Source organism: Noviherbaspirillum soli (assembly GCF_015352955.1).
Taxonomy (GTDB): domain Bacteria; phylum Pseudomonadota; class Gammaproteobacteria; order Burkholderiales; family Burkholderiaceae_D; genus Noviherbaspirillum_A; species Noviherbaspirillum_A soli.
The window spans coordinates 1-21,314 of sequence record NZ_JACYOX010000052.1 but is presented as its reverse complement, the minus strand read 5'-3'; the positions used below and the strand labels follow the sequence as shown (position 1 = coordinate 21,314).

Genomic DNA, 21,314 nt, shown 5'->3' with positions numbered 1-21,314 from the left:
TGACGCCGGATCAGCGTCATCGTGGCCAGGCGGACCAGCTGCTGGCCCATCGCAAGGCGGTCTATCAAGCCGCCCGGGCCGCCAAGCCGCAGCGCTGGGCAGGCGCCGTGCGCCATTGGGATCTTGACGAGGTGGTGTATCTGAACCCCGAGCGAAAGGAGGCTTTGCCGGCCGCGATGCCACGTGCTGCATGACTAATTTGGCGACAACTACCTTGACACATACCGCTTCGCCAAAAAAAGTAACCAAAAAAAGGCGACCCGGTGATCGCGCCCCGCTGCGCGGGGTGCCCGTGCCAGCGATACCCGGAGCGGGGCGCGGCTAAACTCGCCAAGCTGCGCTTGGCTCAGACAGACGCCGCACCTTTTCCCGCTCCGGGCACCGCTGACACGGCGCGCTCAACGGGATTTCACTGCAACGGCAACGGAAACGGCAACGGCAACGGCAACGGCAAGGGCCACTTCAAAAGCAACGGCAACTGTCGCTGCGCGTAATGCAACTGCACCTGTCGCTGCGCGTACGGCAACGGCAACCATCGCCACTGAACCCCGCTTCCTCAATTTCCCCCAGGCCCAATACGACACACCCCCATGACGATTACAATGCCGCCTCCCGCCCACCGACCTGATGGAGATAATCCATGACCCTATCCACACTGCGCCGTTCCGTTCTTGTCATGCTGCTGGCTTCGTCGCTCCCCGTGCTGGCCGACGATACGCTGCGCTTCGGCGTGGGCCTGTTTCAGCCGGACAGGGAGAAGAATGACGCTACCTACCGGCCGCTGGCCGACTATCTGGCAGCGAAGCTGGGCCGCAAGGTGCAGCTGCGTACCGTCGATAGCTGGGAAGGACTGGCCAAGTCGCTGGCCAGCGGCGAGACCGACATCGCGCTGCTGGGGCCGTGGGGGTATGTGCTGGCCAACCGCAATGCCGGCGCGCAGGCGGTGGCTACCATCCTCTACGACGGCAAGCCGACCTATCATGCGCTGATCGTGACGCGGCCCGACAGTGGCATCCAGACCCTGGCTGACCTCAAGGGCAAGCACTTCGCCTTCGGTGACAAGGGTTCCACCTCGGGCTACCTGATCCCGACCTACCAGTTCCTGACCATGGGCATCCCGGACCCGGAAAAATTCTTCGGCAAGGTGGTCTATACCAAACATCAGGCGATCGAAACGCAGGTGACCCGCGGCGAACTCGATGCCGGCGCCGACTACGACCGCAACCGCAACGCCATGATCGAGCAGGGCCTGATAAAGGCTGCCGACAGCAAGATCATCTGGACCTCGGCGCCGCTGCCCAATGACGCCTTCGCCGTCAGCGCCGACCTGGCGCGCGACAAGGCCCTGGTGGCCAGGCTGAAGGCGGCGCTGGAACAGGCCGGCGCGGCGGCGAAGGCCAGCCCCGGCCTGCTGCCGGCGCATTACACCGGTTTCGTGGCCAGCGACGATGCGCTGTACAAGCCGATCCGCGACGCCGGCCTGGCCACCGGCAAGCTGCAGCCGCGCCCATGACCCTGGCCAGCCGCCGCCCGGCGCGGCTGTGGCTGTTCGCGCTGCTGTACGGCCTGCTGATCGCCGCCAGCGTGGCCAGCTTCGTGCGCGCCGGCGACTTCCAGTTCGGCCGCAAGCCGTGGCAGAACCTGACGCGCACGCTGCATGAACTGTCGCGGCCCAGCCTGGTCGACGCCTGGCTGGGCGAGCGCGCGTTCGTCTACCGCGATGACGCCGGGCGGGTGGTGCGCACCGAGGACAGGCGGGCGCTGGAACGGGCCTATCTGCTGGGCCTGCTGGAAGCGACGTGGACCACGATCAAGGTGGCTACGCTGGGCTCGCTGGCCGCCGCGCTGGCCGCGCTGCCGTTCGGCGTGCTGGCTGCCCGCAACATGCTGGCGCCGCGCTGGCTGGCGGCGCCGGCGCGGCTGCTGCTCGATGCGGCGCGGGCGATCCATGCATTGGTGTTCGGCCTGCTGCTGGTGGGCATCATCGGGCTGGGACCGATGGCCGGCATCCTGGCCATCGCCTTTCATTCCTTCGGCAGCTACGGCAAGCTGTATGCGGATGCGATCGAGAGCATCGACCGGCGCCTGATCGACGCCGGCCTGGTGCTGGGCATGACGCCGCTGCAGACCCTGGTCCATGCGCTGCCGCGCACCATGCTGCCGCAGGCGCTGGCGATCCACCTGTATATCTGGGAATTCAATGTGCGCGACTCCACCGTGCTGGGCCTGATCGGCGTCGGCGGCCTCGGGCTGCTGGTGTCGGAAGCGGTGTCGCTGTTCCAGTGGGGACGGCTGGCGACGCTGCTGCTGGCCATCGTGCTGCTGGTCACGGTGTTCGACCGGGTCAGCCGGCGGGTCAGGGCCGAACTGGCGCTGCGTCACTGAGCTTATCCGCCGCGGGGCCTGCAACGTGCAAGCCGGTTTCGGTTTATGCTTTGCACTCGTTTTTCTCCGGACAACTTTCCATGCGCGCTACTTTCCCCCTGCTGGTCGACACCGACTTCCCCGCCATCCAGCGCCGGCAGCCGGACACGCTCCAGGTCAACCTGGGCTACACCTGCAACCAGACCTGCGTGCATTGCCACGTCAACGCCGGCCCCAACCGCACCGAGCAGATGGACCGCGCCACCGTGGAGCAGGTGCTGGACGTGCTGCGCCGCGGCGGCATCGCCACGCTCGACCTGACCGGCGGCGCGCCGGAGATGAATCCGCATTTCCGCTACCTGGCCGAATCGGCGCGCGCGCTCGGCGTGACGGTGATGGACCGCTGCAACCTGACCATCCTCGCCGAGCCCGGCTATGAAGACATGGCACGCTTCCTGGCCGACCAGCACGTGCAGATCGTGGCCTCGCTGCCCTGCTACCTGGAAGACAATGTCGACCGCCAGCGCGGCCGCGGCACCTTCGAAACCAGCATCCGCATGCTGCAGCTGCTCAATACGCTGGGCTATGGCATCAATCCGGCGCTGCAGCTTCACCTGGTCTACAACCCGCAGGGCCCGTCGCTGCCGCCGCCGCAGGCACGCCTGAAAGCCGATTACGACCGCTTCCTCGGCGAGCAGTTCGGCGTCCGCTTCAACCAGCTCTTCACCATCACCAACATGCCGATCCAGCGCTTCGGCAGCATGCTGCTGTCCAAGGGCCAGTTCAATGGCTACATGCAGCTGCTGCGCGAGTCCCACCAGGACGCCAACCTGAAGCAGGTGATGTGCCGCTCTCTGGTGTCGGTGGACTACCAGGGCTACCTGTACGACTGCGACTTCAACCAGATGCTGGGCATGCCGATGCGGCACGACGGCAGCCGCCGCATGCACCTGGCCGACATGCTCGAAGGCGGACTGCAGGGCAGGCGGGTGGCGGTGGCGGACCATTGCTGGGCCTGCACCGCCGGCGCCGGCAGCAGCTGCGGCGGCGCACTGGCGTGATCGCGCCGAACGACCTTGCCAGCGTTGCGGGCCGCAGCTGCCCGGCCAGTTATGGCTATGGCGCCGGCGTGTTCCGTCGGGCGCCGGACTTCGCCTGCGACACGCTGTACGTGATCGGCGGCCTGTACGGCAACCCCGAGGCGCTGGACGCGATCGAGGCGATGGCGGCGCTGGAGGCGCAGCAAACGCAGGCGCCGCCAACGCTGGCCTTCAATGGCGACTTCCACTGGTTCGACGCCAGCGATGCCGCATTCGCGGACATCCAGCGCCGGGTGCTGCGCCATATCGCGCTGCGCGGCAATGTGGAAACCGAACTGGCCGCCGATGACGCCGGCTTTGGCTGCGGCTGCGGCTATCCGGACGATGTCGGCGACGACGAGGTCGAACGCTCCAACCAGATCCTGCTGCGCCTGCGCGCCACGGCGATGCGCCATCCGGATCAGCGCCTGCTGATGGGCGCCTTGGCCATGCATGCGGTGGCGCAGGTGGCGGGCGCGCGCATCGGCATCGTGCATGGCGATGCGCAGGCGCTGGCCGGCTGGGGCTTCGCGCAGAGCAGCCTGGACGATGCCGGCCAGCGCGAGGCGCTGCTGCGACAGTTCGGCCAGTCCGGCATCGACGTCTTCGCCAGCAGCCATACCTGCCTGCCGGCCTTGCGCCGCTTCGATGCCGGCGGCCGCACGCATGCCGTGATCAACAATGGCGCGGCCGGCATGCCCAACTTCGAGGGCGCGCGGCACGGCGTGATCAGCCGCATCGCCTCCAAGCCGGCGCCGGCCTCGCTGCCCGTGCTGCATGAAGCGGCCTGGCCGGTGGCGGGCCGCATGCTGCATGTGGCCGCGCTGGCGGTGGGTTACGACCATGAGGGCTGGCGCGCCCGCTTCCTGGCCGACTGGCCGCCGGGTTCGCCGGCCCATCTTTCCTATTTCCGGCGCATCGAGCAGGGGCCCGCGTACCGCCCGCGCGATGCCTACCGATGAGCCACACCCCCCTGCCGCAGCAGGGCAGGCCGCCAACCTCACCCGCACCCCGATGAAAACCAGACGCCTGTTGCTGCTCCTCCTGGTCGCCGCCGCGATCGCCGCCTTCCTTGCCTTTGACCTGGGCCGCTACCTGAGCCTGGAGGCGCTGAAGGCGCGGCAGGAAGCGCTGTCGGCCTATGCCGCGCTGCATCCGGGGCGCAGCGCGGCGCTGTTCTTTGCCATCTATACCGCGGCCACCGCGCTGTCGATTCCCGGCGCGGCCATCCTGACGCTGGGCGCGGGCGCCGTGTTCGGCTTCTGGCTGGGCCTGCTGATCGTATCCTTCGCCTCCACCATCGGCGCCACGCTGGCCTTTCTTGCGGCGCGCTTCCTGCTGCGCGATGCCGTCAAGCGCCGCTTCGGCGAGCGCGCCAGGGCCATCGACCAGGGCATTGCCCGCGACGGCGCCTTCTACCTGTTCACGCTGCGCCTGGTGCCGCTGTTTCCATTCTTCCTGATCAACCTGCTGATGGGCCTGACCGCGCTGCCGGCGCGCACCTTCTACTGGGTCAGCCAGGTCGGCATGCTGGCCGGCACCGCGGTCTATGTGAATGCCGGCACCCAGCTGGCCCAGCTCACGTCGCTGCGCGGCATCCTGTCGCCCGGCCTGCTGCTGTCGTTCACGCTTCTGGGCATCTTCCCGCTGCTGGCGAAGAAGGCGATCGCGGCCTACAAGGCGCGCCGGGTCTATGCCCGCTGGCCAAGGCCGCGCCGCGTCGACTACAACATGGTGGTGATCGGCGCCGGCTCGGCCGGGCTGGTGTCGGCCTATATCGCCAGCGCGGTCAAGGCCAGGGTGGCGCTGGTGGAGAAGCACCGCATGGGCGGCGACTGCCTCAACACCGGCTGCGTGCCCTCCAAGGCATTGATCAAGAGCGCCCGCCTGATGTCGCAGATCCGGCATGCCGGCGACTACGGCCTGGCCGGCGCCGATGCCCGCGTGGATTTCGCCGCGGTGATGGCGCGGGTGCGGCGGGTAATCGCGGACATCGAGCCGCATGACTCGGTCGAGCGCTATGCCGGCCTGGGGGTGGAGCCCGTGATCGGCGAGGCGCGCATCGTCTCGCCATTCGAAGTCGAGGTGAGGCAGGCGGACGGCGCCATGCGGCGCCTCACCACGCGCAGCATCGTGATTGCCGCCGGCGCCCGTCCGTTCGTGCCGCCGATTCCCGGCCTGGACCAGGTCGGCTGCCTGACGTCCGACACCCTGTGGGAACTGAACGAACTGCCGCGCCGCCTGCTGGTGCTGGGCGGTGGGCCGATAGGCTGCGAGCTGGCGCAGGCCTTTGCCCGGCTGGGGTCGGACGTGACCCAGGTCGAGATGGCCGGCCGCCTGATGGCGCGGGAAGACGCCGATGTATCCGAACTGGTGGCCAATCGCTTTCGTGCCGAAGGCATACGGGTGCTGACCGGGCACAAGGTGGAACGTTTCGAGACCGAGGGCGGGGAGAAGATGCTGGTCGCCCGCCATGCCGGCGGCGAACTGCGCATCGGCTTCGACGTGGTGATCTGCGCGCTCGGCCGCGTTGCCAATACCGCCGGCTATGGCCTGGAAGAACTGGGCATCCCGGTGACGGCCGCACGCACCGTCGAGACCGACGACTACCTGCAGACGCTGTATCCCAACATCCTCGCTGCCGGCGACGTGGCGGGGCCTTACCAGTTCACCCATGTGGCCGCGCACCAGGCCTGGTATGCCGCGGTCAATGGCCTGTTCGGCCGCTTCCGGCGCTTCCGCGCCGACTACTCCGTGATTCCCTGGGCTACCTTCATCGAACCCGAAGTGGCGCGGGTCGGGCTGAACGAACAGGAAGCGAAGGAGAAGGGCATCGCCTTTGAGGTCACCCGCTACGGCATCGACGACCTCGACCGCGCCATCGCCGACGGCGTCGCCCATGGCTGGGTGAAGGTGCTGACGGTGCCCGGCAAGGACAAGATACTGGGCGCCACCATCGTCGGCGAACATGCCGGCGACCTGATCGCCGAATTCGTGCTGGCGATGAAACATGGCCTGGGCATGAACAAGCTGCTGGGCACCATCCATATCTATCCCACCCTGGCCGAAGCCAACAAGTACGCCGCCGGCAACTGGAAGCGTGCCCATGCGCCCGAGCGGCTGCTGGGCTGGGTGCAGCGCTTCCATGCGTGGCAGCGCGGCTGACGGGAAGGAGGCAGAGGATGCGCCTGTCCATCATCATCCCGGTGTTGAATGAAGCAGCCGGCATCGAGCCGCTGTTGTTGCGCCTGGCGCCTCTGCGCGCGCGCGGCGCGCAACTGGTGGTGGTCGATGGCGGCAGCAGCGACGCCACCAAGGCGCTGGCGGGCCCGCATGCGGATCAAGTCATCACGGCGCCGCGCGGACGCGCCAGCCAGATGCATGCCGGCGCGCTGGCGGCAGCCGGCGATGCGCTGCTGTTCCTGCATGCCGATACGCTGTTGCCGCCCGACGCCGATGAACTGATCGGGGCGGCATTGCGCAGCCGGCAATGGGGGCGCTTCGATGTGGCGCTGGATGGTACGCATCCGATGTTCCGGGTCATTGCAGCCATGATGAATTGGCGTTCCAGGCTGACGGCGATCGCCACCGGCGATCAGGCCATCTTCATGCGCCGCGCTTTCTATCAGGAGGCCGGCGGCTTTCCGCAACTGGCGCTGATGGAAGACATTGCCTTCTGCAAGCGCGCGCGGCGGCTGGCCCGGCCGGCCTGCCTGCGCCAGCGGGTGCTGACCTCCGCCCGCCGATGGGAAAAGCATGGCATCTGGCGCACGATCCTGCTGATGTGGCGGCTGCGCCTGGCTTACTTCCTGGGTGCGGACCCGCAGCGGCTGGCGCAGCAGTATGGCTACCGCAAGCAGGCATGAACGATCTGCATATCGCCATCTTCACCCGCGCGCCGGTGCCCGGCATGGCCAAGACGCGGCTGATTCCCCTGCTGGGCGCTGAGGGCGCGGCCCGCGTGCAGCGGCAGATGACCTGGCGCACGCTGGGCACGGCCTGCGCGGTGCCGGATGCGCAGGTCTCCCTCTGGTGCGCCGGTGATATCGCGCATCCCTTTCTGCAGGAATGCGCCAGTCACTTTGGCGTGCCCTGCCTGCCGCAGTCGGACGGCGATCTTGGCCTGCGCATGGCGCATTGCCTGCGAACCGTTCTTGCCACGCATCGCAAGGCGCTGCTGATCGGCACCGACTGTCCGGCTTTCGATGCCGGGGCGCTGCAGTCGGCAGCGTTGGCGCTGGATGCGGCGCGCATGGTGTTCACGCCAGCCGAGGACGGCGGTTATGTGCTGGTCGGTGCGCGACGTGGCGGGCTGGCGCCACGCTGTTTCAGCGAGGTGGCCTGGAGCACCGCGCAGGTGATGGCGCAGACCAGGCAGCGCTTGCGGGAAGCCGGTTGGCAGCAGGCACGCGACTGGCATGAAATGCCGGTACTGTGGGACGTGGATACGCCGGCGGATTATCTGCGGGCGCGGACGCTGCTTGACCAGTACTGACTGGACTTCGTCGACATTGTCGCAGGGTGCAATACCCCGCAGGGGCATTGCACCATTGGTCAATCAAGGAAGTCGCCCTCCATTGCCATCCCGGTTTGCAACCAACGGTGCAATGCCCTTCGGGTATTGCACCCTACTAAAGCGGATGCCGTTATTTTGAATGGCCAGTAAATTTTCGCATGGTGCGCCATGATCCTGGCTCCGGAAAAACGCCCTGGCCGGATTGAGGCATGTCTGGCGTGATGCGCTCCAGCAGGATTTCTTATGACCCCGGGCGGCATGGTTTCCGAGATCATGTCGGCTCTTCATTCAATGCGGCGCCGTCGACGCCGATCGACACCGTCACGCCGCCGCGGCGCAGCACGAAACGCAGGCCCAGCGCCTCGGCTTCCTCGAACAGGATCGCAGAGCTGTCGTAAGGCATGTCGGGGTGATACAGATAGTGATGGTCGGCCACCATGCCGCAGACGGTCGCGTCGAGCACGCTTTCGCCGGGTAGCGGCGCCTGCTTGCCGATGGCATGGATGCGGCCATTGACGATGCGGATATCGGGGCCGGCCGCGTGGCCGCCATCGTCGGTGCGGCCGGTGAGAATGCGGTGGGCGCTGGAAATCAGGGCAGAGTCCACGGTCATGGAGGGTTGGTATAGGCATTAGAGAGTCAGGACAGGGCAAGTTTTCCGCCATGCGTGGTTGCTCATTTAAAAAATGCGCTGGTCATGGAACATGACGACGACATTCGGAACCAAAAATCTGTTCATTCTTTTTAAAGGGAGGTAATACAAATGGCTGAACATGAGCAAAGCAGTAGTGGAGAATTAGCTGATCTACTTGACCTGAACTTGCTGTCCGAGGCGCAACTGGACGATGTCGTGGGGGGTGCGCATACTCTAGGTCAGATCATCACAGCTTCCAAAGGGTGGTATGACCAGTACCGGAAAGATGGCAAGTCCAAAAAGGATGCATTGAAGAGCGTCTATGAAGACAATCTTTCAGCTGATGACAAGGTAGTCATCAGGCCATTTCTTGAGCTTGGAGGCGTTGACATCGAGTAAATCACCTTTCGCCAGTAGCGTGTGGTGACCGTCCGGGCATGGGCACATGCCCGGATTCTATTTGACCATGGCGATGCTGCAGCTTCAGGCCGCTGGAATAAGCGTCCAATGCGCAATCCGATGGGCAATGACACCGGCACCTTTCCAACAGCCCGGGATCGTGCCAACCTCAACAAGCCCATCAGCTGGCCACGAACTGAATCATTTCATGCGCGATGATTTCAGAACATGCCTGCAACAGTAAGCATGCCGGCCAGCCCGATTTGCACAGCGTCCGGACACGGCAGCAACAAACTCAACCTCTATACATTTCAAGAAAAATGCATCATGCAAACCGTCTATCCATCCACGGCCAATGGCTTTTCGTCTACCGCCGTCGCTGCTTCCACCGATGACATTGGCAAGCTCGTGTTGCGTGCGGCACCGGCTATCCTGCTGCCTTTTCCATGGGATGTCCAAGATCATGGGCGGCATCGGGTCCATCTCTAGAGCGAATTTGGCCAGACTAGCCTCATGCCGCAGGTTTAGGCGCGGCGCAACCTGCATCCTGCACATACCCCTGATGCTGCATGGTGGAATACCCCGAAGGGGCATTCCACCATGCGTGGACCAGCATAGGTCCTTGAGATGGTCTTTGCGGTATGCGGCCGCGGTGCAATGCCCTTCGGGTATTGCCCCCTACTAACCCTCGGGCGACTCTTCCAAAGGCAATCCTGCTTGGCCGGTGGATGCCAGTCAGGCTGGAAATGCGCTAGCATGCTTGCGACAATTGGGCTGCCGCCGGCGCTTGGCTATCTTGTCTACATTCGCGAAGTGCTTGCGCCACTGCTTATCCTGCTGGGAATCTGGACCCGCGCTGCAGCAATCTTCGTTGTCATCAATATGGTTGTGGCGCTCCTGCTGGTGCATACCGGCCAGTTCTTCACCATCTCGCAGACCGGTGGCTGGGCACTCGTACTGCAGGGTTTCTACCTTGCCAGCGCTATTGCCGCGGCACTGCTTGGCGCTGGCCGGCATAGCCTGGGTGGCAACACTGGCAACTGGAACTGACGTCGGATTTTATGATGGCAAAGCGTCTTGCGATCGCGGCCTGCCTGGCATGGAAGCCAGAGTGGTCAGCGACGACGTCCTCCCTCCGCATCGTCGTGCATGGCCTGTATAGAAAACCACCGTACCCGCACGCCACCATTGCTGATTGAACAGGCATGCTTTTCCAAGAAGGCTGATATCGCGCGGAATACGCCTATGTCATATGCTGCGAAGCCAGCTGCCGCAAGTGCTTTCCATGCACGATATGCCAGACCAGCAGCGCGGGGAAACCTAATCCAATGATCCAGTGGGTCATTGACCACACTATCCGGCTCTCTTCACTGGTCAGGTACCACAGGCCGTAGCCGCTCAGCGTCAGCAGCACAAGCGAAACCAGCAGCAACCATCCCTGCATCAGATTGCGGCCGGCGCGAAGCGCTCGCCGAATATGGCTGTTCATGACGCTACCAGCGATGAACAGCATCGCCATTGCCGCTGCGCCATGCAGCTTCATTGACAGGGGTTCGAGCGGATGGATCGTTTCACCGAATTCGCCGAAGCGACGCATGAAATAATGCGCAAGCAGCCAGGCGATGCCACTGCCAGTCAATAGCAGCACCACACCGTATACCAACCGCCTGTGCCAGCGCTCGATGCGCAGGTTGACATGGGGGACGTCGCGCCGCCGCTTCATGGCGTGGCAACGAAGGCGCTCGCGCCATATCTGGCGAGCAGCGGATGATGGTCGTCACCGCTGGCGGCGACGACCTTGGTCAGCGCATCGGCCAGCATGCAGGTCGGCGCCGCAACCGAAATGCTCGCCTCGGTGAGAAGCGGCGTCCCGTTCGTGCCATGCACCAGCGCGCTTGTAGTTTCGCCGTTATTGTTCCTGCGCGAAAAATACGTGGCCGAGGTTGCAAGCGCACTGTCGCGCAGTTGGGTCGACCAGGCGGCAAGCTCGGGACGACGCGCATCACGCAGCAGCACCGGCCAGTCGATGTCGCCAAAAGCCCGCAGATCGCCGCCGGCGTTGACACAGCCCGCGCGCACGCCATGGCCACGCAGCATGTCCACGGCAGCATCCACGGCATAACCCTTTGCAATGCCTCCCAGGTCTATCCATGACGGCGAATTCTTGCGGACCCTGGTACCGTCGAGCGCCAGCGCATCGCCGCGAGCACGCCAGTCCGGCGCTGGTCCCGCCGAAGCCGGCGCCGGCAGTTGTTCCCATGCCACCAGCCTCGGCGCGCAGAATGGATTGAAAAGTCCTTCGCTTTCAACCGCCACGGCTAACGCCACGGCCAACACATCTGCCGTCCGTGGATGCACTTCAATCTGTTCACCGATGCCAGCGCGGTTGAGGCGCGCAATGTCGCTCGCCTCGTCATGAAAGCTCATCAGGTGGTGCACCTCGGCGACCACGTCGAAGGCTGCGCGCATGGCCGGTTCGCTGGAGGTCTCGTCGGCGACGGTGACCTCGACCAAGGTGCCAAGCCAGGGCTGCGCGCGCCGCATCATTTTTTCAATGCTACCTGGGCCATGGCAACGACGCGGCGCACGCCGTCGGTGACATGGGTGGAGGACAGCGTGGCGCCGCTGATGTTGGCAATGTTGTCGCCCACCGCCACCTTGTCGGCCGCAGTCTTGCCAACGAATTGCTTGCGCCAGGCTGCATTGCGGATTTCAAAGCCATGGCTTTCACGGTAGGCCAATATTTCGACCTGCATCACGGTGGCGTCCGGGGCCAGTCCGACCGCATACGAAATCAGCTCGAACTTGCCGATGACATCATCCAGCACCATGTAGCCGAGCAGCTTATCGCCCTGCCACGCGGAGATGACGCGCCAGGCCGCGGAACGTGCCGGAAGGCCAGACAACGATTCAATCGCGTGCATTTGCTCGGCGGTCAGCTGCAGGTTCGCTTCCTTGAAAGCGCCTGCCTGCGGGAAAATCAGCGCCTGCGCCTGCTGCGCCGTCAGGTACTGCGTGGCGAATGCGCTGGAAGTAGCCGCCACCAGGCCGGTGGCGACGACGGTCCATTGCAGAGCTTTCATGTCACTACCCTTCAGAAAGAAAAGCCAACGCCAAGATTGACGCGGTCGCGGCTCTTGTCTTCCGCAAATTTTTGATAATCCGCTTTCAACACTACACCACTACCGACGCGCAGATTCGCGCCAACGGTAACCACACGTTCATCCGGTGCATTGGCCACGCCCAGGCCAGCGGGGATTGCCGCAAAGGTTTTCGCGGTATTGAAGCGCTCATAGCGGACGAAGGGGAAGAGCGCGTAATCGCCCTGCTTCCACAGACGATAGGCCGCCTGGCCATACCAGCCATAGAAGGATGAAGGCACCGGTGACGGGTTGCCGACAAAAGTGAGATTGAGCGCTTCGGTATTGCTGATGGTGCCTCGTGCATAAAGCGCCGACAGATCCCAGCGACCCGGGTTATAGCGCGCATGCAGATCCCACAGCGTGACACGGGCATTGTTGGCCGCGAAATCCGGAGTCGCATGGCCAGCGGTGCCGGTGAACACGGAGCCGCCGATGAGCAGGCCCGGTACGCCGCGCCAGTTGGCAGCGCCATATCCCGCCAGATTGCGCGCCTTGGCAAACTGGCCTTCCTGGTGGATGCTGCCCAGTGGCGACTCCCGGCCCTCGCTGGAGCTGGCGTCCCACTTGTTCAGATCGAAGCCGGTGGTCAGGCCGCCTTCCAGCGTCAGCCCGTTGTCCAGCGTCTTGCCGACGCCGAGGCCGGCTTCGCGCCAGGTGGTTGGAATGATGGCGGTCTCGACGAAGTTGCGCTCCACGCCGTAGTACGCGGTCGGCTCGTGGTTCTGGTTCAAGAGACCTGCCGGCACCAGGAAAAGGCCGGCCTTGGCACGCAATCCGGTACCAAATTCGCGTTCGACGTAAACCTGCTCGACCGCGGCCTCGCCCCGGTCGCCAGCCGAAGCGATCGCATGTTCCCATTCGAGTTCGGTCACTACCTTGGTCCGCTCGTCGAAACGATGCTCAAAGCCGAGCACCGTGCGCCGCACATCCACCTGCGCCCCGCCTGCATTGCGTGTCGGACGGTTGTAGTTGATCTCGCCATAGGCAGAAAACACGGTGCGTGGCCGTTCCGGCGCCTCGATGCCGGGATAAGTACTGCCGACGGGTAAGGCCGGACTGGTCAAAACCGCGGTCGGCGCGGCCGCGACCGGCGTCGGCATCGGCTGCGCGGAAGGCGCCGACGCCGCGGACGTGGTTGCCGCGGTTGCCGGGGTTGAAGCGGTAACCGAGGTGGCGGCCTGCTGGCGCTGCTCTACCGCGTCGGCTTTCTGCCTGGTGGCTGATAGTTCAGCCTTGACCTTTTCCAGTTCTGCGGCAAGCTGGTCAATACGCTTCATCAGCGCCGCTTCATCGGCATGGGCGGCGGGGGCAATGGCAAGGGACGTGACGATGGCTTGCGCCAGCAAGATTTTCTTCATCATTTTTTTGTTTGAAAGAGCGTGGTCAGGAATGGTCATCGTCGTTGAGCGTGCCCAGGAAACGCAGCAAGTCGTCGATCTCCGCATCCGAAAGCGCAGGCGCCATGCCTGGCTTGCGGTTGTACGGCGCTTCGCTGGTATTCACATTTCCTCGCAGCGCGACCGGAAGGTCGTTGAACTTGTCCGCGGTGCCATCGGCCGCAACCGGGTACCACTCCTCGGGATTGGTGTCACGGCGTACGTAGAAGCGCAGCACGTCCCGGAGCGTGGTGAAGGCGCCGTTGTGGAAGAATGTCTTGCGGGTGGCGACGTTGCGCAGCGTTGGCACCTTGAATGCGCCGCAGAGGTCCTGGTGCGCGGTCAGGTCAGTGCGGTCTGGGCCGCACAGACCCATGTCGAAATAGGTCGGGTCGGCGGTGGCGGCAATGGCGGCGTTGCGTGGTACACCGAGGCTGTCATAGCTGAAGTCCGTAAACAGAGGGAATGCGCCGTCGGCGCTTTTCGCGCTCGGATGGCAGGCAGCGCAATTGCCCTTGGCCGGATTGTTGAAAAGTGCCAAGCCGCGCATTTCGGCATCGGAGGGCTGCGCCTTGCCGGCGAGGAAGCGGTCATATTTCGAGCTGAAGGGGTGGAACGCCGGATCTTCCTTCTGGAACTGCTGCAGAGCGAAAGTGATGCGGTCGAAGGCGGCATCGGCATCGTCGAAAATGGCGGCGCCAAATGCCGCTCGCAGTTCCTCGGCATAGGCAGCTTGCCTGACCTTGCCGACGACATCGGCCTTGCTCGCGTTGGCCATTTCATGTGGTGCAAGGAAGGGGCGTTGCCCTTGCTCTGCCAGCGTTCTCGCGCGACCGTCATGATTGAAGCCGCCAGTAGGCGTGCCATCGTCGGCAAAGAAGAAGGATGGCGTGCTGTTCAGGTAGCGCAGCGAAGGCACGGCGCGAAAGCCCTGGGTGGTGAGGTCGGGTCCGCCCAGTTGCACCGCCAGGTCATTGGGTGCTGCATGCGCGCTGGCTGGATCATGGCAGCTCGCGCAAGATTGCCGGCCGCTGGCAGATAAGGAGGCATCACTGAAAATTTTTTGTCCAAGCAACGCAACCTGACTGAGCTGAATGGATGCGGTTTGAACGGATGCATTCTGGGTGCCGGTGACGGAGGCGCTGTCGGAAGCGCCGCCACCGCCGCAGGCGGCAAGGGAAGCCACAAGAGCGAGCGCCAGGGCGCGCAGGGCGGACGGCGTGGCACGGGCCTGCGAATGAAAAGGGGCAATGCTGCGCATATGGTTTTTATGGGCTCCGGATGCTCTCGACCGTTCGTTCTCCCTATCAGTCCGGATGTATCGAGCACACGCTGCAGAAGATGGAAAGTTGCCTGAGGTTGGAAATCTAAATGAGAATGATTATATTTTACTCTCAGCGCCTTCGCAATCAGTTCGCTCTGTCGCACGGGTTTGCTGCTACGGCGCCTTTGCGGGTGCACGCGTGTTCAGTTGCCTGAGGCGTCGTGAGGATGGCCTCCCAACGGGCAAGGTCCGACTGGCCGGAAACCTGCCGCGTGTGTACGCTGGTCCAAGGCATGGCATTAATAGCGTCCTGTTCTCCAGCATATGAAAAGAAAGATCGCGGAGGAAACAAAGGCCCGGCAGCGGATCCGGCGCCGCCGCAATTCATGGGAAAAAGCAACTGCCAAAAAATTTTACAGTTCAGATCTCCTCTCAAAATCTTTGATGCTAACCCATTGATTCGTCGCCGACTTTCGGGGCTTTTTGTCGCATGCGGCCAGCGGCCAGGGGCCGAAACCGGGCAGCATTGCATTGGTGGCGATCGCCTTAGGCGCGCTGGCGATGAGCCGTCGATGGAGGTCTTCGTAAGTTTTGCCGGCCTGATGGTGATCGGCGCAATGGCGATGCATGAATTGTTTTCGGTGGTGGAAAAGCGGACCACGGGGTGGGCGCATCGGGGTGCGCATTGACAGAAGTGTCCCGGCCGGTTTGGTGTATCGAACGATGGCGGAATGCCCCTGCGGGGTATTCCGCCCTACGCCAATACGCCGCCTCGAAGCGGGCATCCTTGGCAGCGTGCAATACCCCGAAGGGCATTGCGCCGGCGTCGCACACCGGAATAATCGAACCGGCCGGTTTGGTGTATCCAGCGGTGGCGGAATGCCCCTGCGGGGTATTCCGCCCTACGGGAGAAGGTTATGGCGCGCTTCGTATCCGCGCGGAGCGATCATAGTGCGCAAGGTTTCAAACTTGTCCGTGCCGGTCATGGCGCCGGCTCATCGCCAGCACCATCGATACCGCGGCGATCAGCGTGACGATGGCGACGCCGCCGGCGAGAAGCAGCCTGATGTCCATGGCGGTCATGATGCGTTCCTTGCGGCAGGGCTCAGCCGCGTGCGGCGATGAAGCGCAGTTCCGCAGCCAGGTTGGGCGACAGCGCCTCGTAGTCGCGTGCCAGGCGGAACAGCGCCAGCTGGTCGCGCAGTTTCCTGGCCGGAGCCGCTTGCTCGGACGGCTTCACTGCCAGCAGGGCAGCCAGCAGCGAACGGAAAGCGCGGCCGACATTGGCGCCATAGCTCAGGCCGTTATCGCTGGAATGTTGGGGAAGGGCGATCGAAGACATGATTTACTCCTGAAAATTTCTGTATGGAAGGAGTATATGGACGGTAATAGTGGTATTCCAATTTCAAGTGACCATAACTACTATCAGGTATAGTGATTTCTGTGTCTAATTATTGTTTATTTTTCCAGGTTTTTAGGCCTAGATTCATAACAGATATCACAAATGAAAATGACATTGCAAATATTGCATGTTCTGTGATTTATCTCACAGTCAATGTTTCAGTCTGGGCTACGATGCAGGTTCCGACAGCGGAGGTTTCCTCCGCTTCCCGTAGCCTGAACCTGTACGGGATTTGAGCCCGGCGCCTTTGGCCGCCGGGCTGTTTTTTCCGCCAGGCAGCCATGTCGTCAGATGGCGCCAGAGCGGAAGCCGGACAACGGCGGCTGACGCTGGGACGCCGAGATGGTGTAATTTCACGGCGCCGCAGCGCGGCCGGCGCGGATGGAACTGTCGAGCTCTGCCTGGGTCTCAAGAATCCATTAGCATGAAGCACCGCGATTCTTCCCTCCCGTCCCGGCTCGACAAATTCCCTCCAGATTGGCAAAGTACTGCCCGTTCCGAATTTAACAATATTGCGCGTTGGTTACGAGCACCGGCGCGCTGGGCAACATCAGATAGGAGCGCCATGCCTGGCAACAAGCTGTTTTCCCTTTTCTCTCCTCTTGCATCGCTGCTGCCGGCAGCCGTCGCGGCATTGGCGCTGGCCCTGCCGGGCAGTGCCTGGGCATTCAATTTCGAGGATGTCGCGGCCCAGGCCAGGACGCTGGCCGCCTCGCCCTACAAGCGTCCCAAGAGCGAACTGCCGAAGTCGCTGCAGGACCTGACCTACGACCAGTACCGCGACATCCGCTTCAATCCCGACAAGGCGTACTGGCGCGACGCCAAGCTGCCGTTCGAGCTGGCCTTCTTTCACCCCGGCCGCATCTTCGACACGCCGGTGCGCATCAATGAAGTCGCCGGCAAGGCGGTGCGGCCGATCAAGTTCGATCCCCAGGCATTCAACTATGGCGCCAACAAGATCAATCCCAAGGACCTGAACGGGCTGGATTTCGCCGGCTTCCGGGTGCATTACCCGGTCAATACGCCCAAGTACAAGGATGAGGTGCTGGTGTTTCTCGGCGCCAGCTATTTTCGCGCGGTCGGCAAGGACCAGCGCTACGGTCTGTCGGCCCGCGGCCTGGCGCTGGATACCGCGCTTAATTCCGGCGAGGAATTTCCCCTGTTCACCGAGTTCTGGATCGAACGCCCCGAGCCGGGCGCGAAGGAACTGGTGATCTATGCGCTGCTCAATTCGCGCCGCATGACCGGCGCCTACCGTTTCCTGCTGCGCCCCGGCGTCGATACCGCCATCGATGTGAAGTCGCGCCTGTTCGCGCGCGAAAACATCACCAAGGTTGGCCTGGCGCCATTGACATCGATGTTCTTCTCCGGCGAGAACCAGCGTTCCCCGCAGGAAGATTACCGGCCGGAAGTGCATGACTCCGACGGCCTGTCGGTGCAGTCCGGCACCGGCGAATGGATCTGGCGGCCGCTGTCGAATCCGAAGAAGCTGCTGGTGACGTCCTATTCGCTGTCCAACCCGGGCGGTTTCGGCCTGATGCAGCGCGACCGCGAATACACCAGCTACGAAGACCTGGAGTCGCGCTTTGAACTGCGGCCCAGCGGCTGGGTCGAACCGAAGGGCAAGTGGGGATCGGGCCGGGTGGAACTGGTGCAGATTCCCACCCCGGACGAAACCAATGACAACATCGTGGCGTACTGGGTGCCGGATGCGCCGCCCAAGCCCGGCGCGCCGTTCGACTTTGAATACCGCCTGCTATGGCAGAAGGAAAAGGAACGCAAGCCACCCATGGCCTGGGTGACGCAGACGCGCCGCGGCCAGGGCTATCCGCGTCGCACCGACGACAGCATCACCCTGTCGGTCGACTTCGAAGGCCCGAGCCTGTCCAAGCTGCCGGCCGATGCGAAGCCGGAGGCGGTGATCAGCGTCGACAGCAATGGCAAGCTGCTGGAAACCAATACCATCCACAACGATGTCACTGGCGGATGGCGCATGACGATGAGAATGAGCCGCAACGACACGTCCAAGCCGGTCGAGCTGCGCGGCTTCCTGCGTAACAACAACCTCACTCTGTCGGAAACGTGGAGCTACATACTGAGCCCGGACTGATGCGCGCAAACGAAGGATTGCCCGTCTCCCCCAACTCCCCCGCCTCGCAGGCGGCCGCCACCGTCGGGCACTACCTCGACCGCCTCGGCCTGACGCCCGAGCAGCGCGCCGCGGTCCAGGCGCGCATGGCGCTGGATCCCGACGCGACCGAGAAGGACGCCATGGCCAGCCTGCATCATGCGCTGGCGCATGATGCCGCGCAGCCAACCGAGCCGGCCTATGGCTCGGTGGCGGCGCGCCTGGCGCTGGCCGACGCCGCGCCCGAGACCGCGCCGGCCGACAACGGCCATGCCCGCCTGCACAGCATGCCGCCGCTGAACCGCGTCTCGATGACGCCGCACCCGTGGGGCACCCTGAATGCCATCACCCGCTGGAGCGAGTCGGTGCTGCGCCGGCCGCGCGACTGGGCCCTGCGGCGTCCCACCCGCACCCGCGAGCCATGGCCGGCGGATTCGCCGCAGGCCGGCGGCAACGCGCCGGATGCCAGCGCGGAACGGCAGCCGCACGGCAGCCTGCGGCGCGGCGTGCTGCTGCTTTTGATGCTGTCGCAGACGGCGCTTGCCACCTGGTTCATGTCGCGGGTATTGCCTTACCAGGGCACGCGGCCTATGGAAATGGTGACGATGGCCTTTTTCGCGGTGCTGTTCTGCTGGGTCTCGGCCGGCTTCTGGACCGCGATGACCGGTTTCCTGGTGCTGCTGCGTGGCAGCGACCGCTACCTGATATCGCGCAATGCGGCGGACCGCACGCCGATCGCGGCCAATGCCCGTACCGCCATCGTGATGCCGATCTGCAATGAGGATGTGACGGCGGTGTTCGCCGGCCTGCGCGCCACCTTCGAATCGGTGCAGCGCACCGGCGAACTCGACCGTTTCGATTTCTTCGTATTGAGCGACAGCTACCAGAGCGACACCTGCGCCGCCGAGGTGGCGGCCTGGTCGCGCTTGTGCAAGGCGGTCGGCGGCTTCGGCAAGATCTTCTATCGCCGGCGCTTTCGCCGCGTCAAGCGCAAGAGCGGCAACATCGACGACTTCTGCCGCCGCTGGGCCAGGGATTACCGCTACATGATCGTGCTCGACGCCGACAGCGTGATGAGCGGCGAATGCCTGACCACGCTGGTGCGCCTGATGGAAAGCCAGCCCAGCGCCGGCATCATCCAGACCGCGCCGCGCGCGGCCGGCCGCGACACGCTGTATGCCCGCATCCAGCAGTTTTCCACCCGCGTCTATGGCCCGCTGTTCACCGCCGGCCTGCATTACTGGCAGCTCGGCGAGTCGCATTACTGGGGCCACAACGCCATCATCCGGCTCGATCCCTTCGTGCGCCACTGCGCGCTGGCGCCGCTGCCGGGCGAAGGCTCGCTGGCCGGCGAGATCCTGTCGCACGACTTCGTCGAGGCGGCGCTGATGCGGCGCGCCGGCTGGGGCGTCTGGATCGCCTACGACCTCGACGGCAGCTACGAGGAAATGCCGCCCAACCTGCTGGATGAATTGAAGCGCGACCGTCGCTGGTGCCACGGCAACCTGATGAACTTCCGGCTGTTCGCCGCGCGCGGCATGCATCCGGTGCACCGGGCCGTGTTCGTCACCGGCGTGATGGCCTATATCTCCGCGCCCTTGTGGTTCATGTTCCTGGTGCTTTCCACGGGTCTCCTGGCCTGGCATGCGCTGACCGAGCCGCAATATTTCGTCGAGCCGCGCCAGCTGTTTCCGATCTGGCCGCAATGGCATCCGGAAAAGGCGCTGGCGCTGTTCGGCGCCACCGCGCTGCTGCTGTTCCTGCCCAAGATCCTGAGCGTCTTGCTGATCTGGCTGCAGGGCGCGCGCGGCTATGGCGGCCGCATCCGCGTGGCCATCAGCATGCTGATCGAGCTGATCTTCTCGATGCTGCTGGCGCCGGTGCGCATGCTGTTCCACAGCCGTTTCGTGACGGCCGCCTTCCTGGGCCTGGAAATGACCTGGAAGTCGCCGCCGCGCCAGGACTCCGAAACCCACTGGGACGAAGGCGTCAGGAAGCATGGCATGCATACGCTGCTGGGCCTGGTGTGGGGCGGCGGCGTCTACCTGCTCGACCCGTCCTATCTGCCCTGGCTGCTGCCGATCGCGGGCGCGCTGGTGCTGTCGATCCCGATCTCGGTGCTGTCGTCGCGGGTGTCGCTGGGCCGGCTGCTGCGCCGCATGAAGCTGTTCGTCATTCCGGAAGAGGCGCAGCCGCCGCGCGAGCTGGTGGACGCCAGGGCGCATGCGGCGGCCACGCCCGGGCAGCCCGGCTTCATCGAGGCGGCGGTGGACCCGCTGGTCAATGCGCTGGCCTGCGCCAGCGTGCGGCCGCGGGATGCGGTCAGGCGGCTTTCCGAAAAGCGCGAGCGCATGCTGCAAAAGGTATTGCATTCCGACCCGGCGCAATTGTCCGAGGTCGAGAAGTGGTCGCTGCTGAACGATCCGCGGCTGCTGTCGCGGCTGCACCTGGCCTTGTGGAGCGGCGATGGCGTGCATCCCGGATGGCGGGCCGCGATGACGGGGGCTGAATAAAAGCGTGGCCGCGGCTGATGGCCTTTTAGGCGGCAGCGGCAGTTGCAGTTGCAGTTGCAGTTGCAGTTGCTTTTGAAGTGGCAGTGAAATCCCGTTGAGCGCGCCGTGTCAGCGGTGCCCGGAGCGGGAAAAGGTGCGGCGTCTGTCTGAGCCAAGCGCAGCTTGGCGAGTTTAGCCGCGCCCCGCTCCGGGTATCGCTGGCACGGGCACCCCGCGCAGCGGGGCGCGATCACCGGGTCGCCTTTTTTTGGTTACTTTTTTTGGCGAAGCGGTATGTGTCAAGGTAGTTGTCGCCAAATTAGTCATGCAGCACGTGGCATCGCGGCCGGCAAAGCCTCCTTTCGCTCGGGGTTCAGATACACCACCTCGTCAAGATCCCAATGGCGCACGGCGCCTGCCCAGCGCTGCGGCTTGGCGGCCCGGGCGGCTTGATAGACCGCCTTGCGATGGGCCAGCAGCTGGTCCGCCTGGCCACGATGACGCTGATCCGGCGTCA

At 64.2% G+C, this 21,314-nt stretch carries 19 protein-coding genes and 3 pseudogenes; 14 read left to right on the top strand and 8 right to left on the bottom strand.

The features are described 5' to 3' along the window. The 8 genes and pseudogenes from IGW04_RS23395 to IGW04_RS23360 form a co-directional block, all read left to right on the top strand. Positions 1-194, top strand: a pseudogene (locus tag IGW04_RS23395) (hypothetical protein); the annotation flags it as partial. A gap of 446 nt (positions 195-640) precedes the next feature. Continuing rightward, positions 641-1,513: a phosphate/phosphite/phosphonate ABC transporter substrate-binding protein gene (locus tag IGW04_RS23390; protein WP_194715510.1), complete on the top strand. Its 873-nt coding sequence runs from the start codon at positions 641-643 to the stop codon at positions 1,511-1,513. Next, positions 1,510-2,385, top strand: a complete 876-nt coding sequence (locus tag IGW04_RS23385) for a PhnE/PtxC family ABC transporter permease (RefSeq protein WP_194715509.1) — start codon at positions 1,510-1,512, stop codon at positions 2,383-2,385. Before IGW04_RS23390 ends, IGW04_RS23385 begins: the two co-directional genes overlap by 4 nt. A gap of 80 nt (positions 2,386-2,465) precedes the next feature. Beyond that, a complete protein-coding gene (gene arsS / locus IGW04_RS23380; RefSeq protein ID WP_194715508.1) occupies positions 2,466-3,425 on the top strand; it encodes an arsenosugar biosynthesis radical SAM (seleno)protein ArsS in 960 nt (319 codons plus the stop codon). Continuing rightward, a complete protein-coding gene (locus IGW04_RS23375; protein WP_228527348.1) occupies positions 3,371-4,405 on the top strand; it encodes a hypothetical protein in 1,035 nt (344 codons plus the stop codon). The genes arsS and IGW04_RS23375 overlap by 55 nt, the downstream gene beginning before the upstream one ends. 52 nt (positions 4,406-4,457) lie before the next feature. Continuing rightward, positions 4,458-6,608, top strand: coding sequence for an FAD-dependent oxidoreductase (locus IGW04_RS23370; RefSeq protein ID WP_194715507.1), 2,151 nt, complete (start codon positions 4,458-4,460; stop codon positions 6,606-6,608). 17 nt (positions 6,609-6,625) lie between these two features. Next, positions 6,626-7,309, top strand: coding sequence for a TIGR04283 family arsenosugar biosynthesis glycosyltransferase (locus IGW04_RS23365; protein ID WP_194715506.1), 684 nt, complete (start codon positions 6,626-6,628; stop codon positions 7,307-7,309). Next, positions 7,306-7,938, top strand: coding sequence for a TIGR04282 family arsenosugar biosynthesis glycosyltransferase (locus IGW04_RS23360; RefSeq protein ID WP_194715505.1), 633 nt, complete (start codon positions 7,306-7,308; stop codon positions 7,936-7,938). The genes IGW04_RS23365 and IGW04_RS23360 overlap by 4 nt, the downstream gene beginning before the upstream one ends. A 292-nt stretch (positions 7,939-8,230) precedes the next feature. On the opposite strand, the gene IGW04_RS23355 is transcribed toward IGW04_RS23360, so the two are convergent. Further along, positions 8,231-8,572, bottom strand: a complete 342-nt coding sequence (locus IGW04_RS23355; RefSeq protein ID WP_194715504.1) for an amidohydrolase family protein — start codon at positions 8,570-8,572, stop codon at positions 8,231-8,233. Positions 8,573-8,722: 150 nt separating this feature from the next. Between IGW04_RS23355 and IGW04_RS23350 the strand changes: the two genes are divergently transcribed. The 3 genes from IGW04_RS23350 to IGW04_RS23340 all read left to right on the top strand — a co-directional run bounded on the left by IGW04_RS23350 (position 8,723) and on the right by IGW04_RS23340 (position 10,042). Then, on the top strand, positions 8,723-8,992 hold the full coding sequence (locus IGW04_RS23350; protein ID WP_194715503.1) for a hypothetical protein: 270 nt from the start codon (positions 8,723-8,725) through the stop codon (positions 8,990-8,992). Positions 8,993-9,220: 228 nt separating this feature from the next. After that, positions 9,221-9,481 (top strand): hypothetical protein, encoded by a 261-nt coding sequence (locus IGW04_RS23345; protein WP_194715502.1) that lies wholly within the window; start codon positions 9,221-9,223, stop codon positions 9,479-9,481. 267 nt (positions 9,482-9,748) lie between these two features. Beyond that, entirely contained in the window at positions 9,749-10,042 is a 294-nt protein-coding gene (locus tag IGW04_RS23340) for a DoxX family protein (RefSeq protein WP_267253714.1), read from the top strand. A 193-nt stretch (positions 10,043-10,235) separates the two neighbouring features. Here IGW04_RS23340 and IGW04_RS23335 read toward each other — a convergent pair whose 3' ends face one another. The 5 genes from IGW04_RS23335 to IGW04_RS23315 are packed head-to-tail and all read right to left on the bottom strand — an operon-like array spanning position 10,236 to position 14,772. Further along, entirely contained in the window at positions 10,236-10,715 is a 480-nt protein-coding gene (locus IGW04_RS23335) for a DUF4405 domain-containing protein (protein WP_194715501.1), read from the bottom strand. Continuing rightward, positions 10,712-11,539: an FAD:protein FMN transferase gene (locus IGW04_RS23330; RefSeq protein WP_194715500.1), complete on the bottom strand. Its 828-nt coding sequence runs from the start codon at positions 11,537-11,539 to the stop codon at positions 10,712-10,714. The genes IGW04_RS23335 and IGW04_RS23330 overlap by 4 nt, the downstream gene beginning before the upstream one ends. Beyond that, positions 11,536-12,075: an FMN-binding protein gene (locus IGW04_RS23325; protein WP_194715499.1), complete on the bottom strand. Its 540-nt coding sequence runs from the start codon at positions 12,073-12,075 to the stop codon at positions 11,536-11,538. The genes IGW04_RS23330 and IGW04_RS23325 overlap by 4 nt, the downstream gene beginning before the upstream one ends. Before the next feature lie 11 nt (positions 12,076-12,086). Next, positions 12,087-13,496 carry a porin family protein gene (locus IGW04_RS23320; RefSeq protein ID WP_228527347.1) on the bottom strand — a complete coding sequence of 470 codons (1,410 nt, stop codon included), beginning with the start codon at positions 13,494-13,496 and terminating at the stop codon, positions 12,087-12,089. A gap of 22 nt (positions 13,497-13,518) precedes the next feature. Beyond that, positions 13,519-14,772, bottom strand: coding sequence for a cytochrome-c peroxidase (locus IGW04_RS23315; RefSeq protein ID WP_194715498.1), 1,254 nt, complete (start codon positions 14,770-14,772; stop codon positions 13,519-13,521). Positions 14,773-15,362: 590 nt separating this feature from the next. On the opposite strand from IGW04_RS23315, the pseudogene IGW04_RS23310 reads away from it, so the two are divergent. Beyond that, positions 15,363-15,464, top strand: a pseudogene (locus IGW04_RS23310) (ABC transporter permease); the annotation flags it as partial. Positions 15,465-15,880: 416 nt separating this feature from the next. On the opposite strand, the gene IGW04_RS23305 reads toward IGW04_RS23310, so the two are convergent. After that, on the bottom strand, positions 15,881-16,117 hold the full coding sequence (locus tag IGW04_RS23305; protein ID WP_194715497.1) for a hypothetical protein: 237 nt from the start codon (positions 16,115-16,117) through the stop codon (positions 15,881-15,883). A gap of 625 nt (positions 16,118-16,742) precedes the next feature. On the opposite strand from IGW04_RS23305, the gene IGW04_RS23300 reads away from it, so the two are divergent. Then, positions 16,743-18,287 (top strand): glucan biosynthesis protein G, encoded by a 1,545-nt coding sequence (locus IGW04_RS23300; RefSeq protein ID WP_194715496.1) that lies wholly within the window; start codon positions 16,743-16,745, stop codon positions 18,285-18,287. Beyond that, positions 18,287-20,818: a glucans biosynthesis glucosyltransferase MdoH gene (gene mdoH / locus IGW04_RS23295; RefSeq protein WP_194715495.1), complete on the top strand. Its 2,532-nt coding sequence runs from the start codon at positions 18,287-18,289 to the stop codon at positions 20,816-20,818. The genes IGW04_RS23300 and mdoH overlap by 1 nt, the downstream gene beginning before the upstream one ends. Before the next feature lie 302 nt (positions 20,819-21,120). On the opposite strand, the pseudogene IGW04_RS23290 reads toward mdoH, so the two are convergent. After that, positions 21,121-21,314: pseudogene (locus tag IGW04_RS23290) on the bottom strand (hypothetical protein); the annotation flags it as partial.

Coding starts and splice junctions, on each gene's coding strand:
- IGW04_RS23390 (WP_194715510.1), top strand. CDS start 641: ATGACCCTATCCACACTGCGCCGTTCCGTTCTTGTCATGCTGCTGGCT.
- IGW04_RS23385 (WP_194715509.1), top strand. CDS start 1,510: ATGACCCTGGCCAGCCGCCGCCCGGCGCGGCTGTGGCTGTTCGCGCTG.
- arsS (WP_194715508.1), top strand. CDS start 2,466: ATGCGCGCTACTTTCCCCCTGCTGGTCGACACCGACTTCCCCGCCATC.
- IGW04_RS23370 (WP_194715507.1), top strand. CDS start 4,458: ATGAAAACCAGACGCCTGTTGCTGCTCCTCCTGGTCGCCGCCGCGATC.
- IGW04_RS23365 (WP_194715506.1), top strand. CDS start 6,626: ATGCGCCTGTCCATCATCATCCCGGTGTTGAATGAAGCAGCCGGCATC.
- IGW04_RS23360 (WP_194715505.1), top strand. CDS start 7,306: ATGAACGATCTGCATATCGCCATCTTCACCCGCGCGCCGGTGCCCGGC.
- IGW04_RS23355 (WP_194715504.1), bottom strand. CDS start 8,572: ATGACCGTGGACTCTGCCCTGATTTCCAGCGCCCACCGCATTCTCACC.
- IGW04_RS23350 (WP_194715503.1), top strand. CDS start 8,723: ATGGCTGAACATGAGCAAAGCAGTAGTGGAGAATTAGCTGATCTACTT.
- IGW04_RS23345 (WP_194715502.1), top strand. CDS start 9,221: ATGCCTGCAACAGTAAGCATGCCGGCCAGCCCGATTTGCACAGCGTCC.
- IGW04_RS23340 (WP_267253714.1), top strand. CDS start 9,749: ATGCTTGCGACAATTGGGCTGCCGCCGGCGCTTGGCTATCTTGTCTAC.
- IGW04_RS23335 (WP_194715501.1), bottom strand. CDS start 10,715: ATGAAGCGGCGGCGCGACGTCCCCCATGTCAACCTGCGCATCGAGCGC.
- IGW04_RS23330 (WP_194715500.1), bottom strand. CDS start 11,539: ATGATGCGGCGCGCGCAGCCCTGGCTTGGCACCTTGGTCGAGGTCACC.
- IGW04_RS23325 (WP_194715499.1), bottom strand. CDS start 12,075: ATGAAAGCTCTGCAATGGACCGTCGTCGCCACCGGCCTGGTGGCGGCT.
- IGW04_RS23320 (WP_228527347.1), bottom strand. CDS start 13,496: ATGATGAAGAAAATCTTGCTGGCGCAAGCCATCGTCACGTCCCTTGCC.
- IGW04_RS23315 (WP_194715498.1), bottom strand. CDS start 14,772: ATGCGCAGCATTGCCCCTTTTCATTCGCAGGCCCGTGCCACGCCGTCC.
- IGW04_RS23305 (WP_194715497.1), bottom strand. CDS start 16,117: ATGTCTTCGATCGCCCTTCCCCAACATTCCAGCGATAACGGCCTGAGC.
- IGW04_RS23300 (WP_194715496.1), top strand. CDS start 16,743: ATGCCTGGCAACAAGCTGTTTTCCCTTTTCTCTCCTCTTGCATCGCTG.
- mdoH (WP_194715495.1), top strand. CDS start 18,287: ATGCGCGCAAACGAAGGATTGCCCGTCTCCCCCAACTCCCCCGCCTCG.